Here is a 1,088-nt window from a genome sequence, read left to right as displayed (position 1 = left end):
GTCCATATCATCCTCGTCATCTTTAATCCATATGCCGAAAACGACGCCTAGCAAAAACAGCAAAACACAAATAATAACAAATTTCATATATTCCTCCTAAAATTAAAGCCTTTATTTTTTCTATCTTCTATCTCAGTCGGGGTTAGGAACGCTTGGTTTTCTTCCTGCTCCGCCTTTGAGGAGAAGTACGGCAAGCTCATGACCCCATATCTTAACGCCTCTGGCGCGTGAGTGATTTCGTGTGGCGCGCCGGAGACGTCTTCTATATTCAGGCTGTCGTATTGTAGCTGTGGCAATGTCCTGATTAGGTTGACGCAATTTTCAAAAATCTTAATTCTGTTTTGTGAGAGGTATTCACGAAGCACGCGCCAGCCTGCTATCCTCGAGTTGTTCGCCTTTATCGTCCCGCAGAGTCCGTTCTCGTTCATGAGATATACTCCTGAAACCGATGTTTCTTGCCGCCGATTCCAAAGGTCTGGCGAGCAGACGGTATAGCTAATTTCATCATCGCCCTCTAGTTCGAGAACCTCTTTTGCCATTGCGGAAATGCTCAAGTTCGGTTTGTATAGTTCTTTATATACATAGACATTCCCGAGGCTATCGACTGCTAAATACAAGCACGCGGTCATGTCCAATCCATAATCTAGGCATCTAAATTTCTTCCAATTTTTATCCAGCTCAAATGGTTTTGTTATATGTTTCTCTCTATTAAACTCTGTGAAATATTGTCCTGAGAAAACGTCCCAATCGCCATGCAGGTGCGCCCGTTTTAGGTCGTCTGGCAGGCTTTCGAGTTGGTTTAGGTATTCAGGGTTAGACTTCATCAAAATTTGGTTGTCATATATCTTTGCCGGAACAAAATTATAATCTTCAGGTTTTTGGTTAGGCAAATATATCTTGTCAATAAACAATTTTTTGAACCACGCATGCCCGACGCCGCCAGGGTTCGCCGTGTAATACATCCTCGGCGTGAAATCGCCTCTAGTTGAGCGGTTGCACGTTGCGATAAAGTTCATTTGGTATTCCGTGAAATGCGTCGCTTCCTCTAAGCCGATGACGTCATATTCCTGACCCTGATATTGCAGGAC

The 1,088-nt window shown here is 43.8% G+C and carries 1 pseudogene; it reads right to left on the bottom strand.

Annotated elements, in window-relative coordinates:
* Nucleotides 1–83: 83 nt before the first annotated feature.
* Nucleotides 84–1,088, bottom strand: a pseudogene (locus ACYVTD_RS13640) (hypothetical protein); the annotation flags it as partial.

It is taken from the genome of Treponema sp. R6D11, assembly GCF_054786075.1.
The sequence above is the reverse complement of the archived record's forward strand: the minus strand, read 5'-3'. Positions and strand labels throughout refer to the sequence as shown.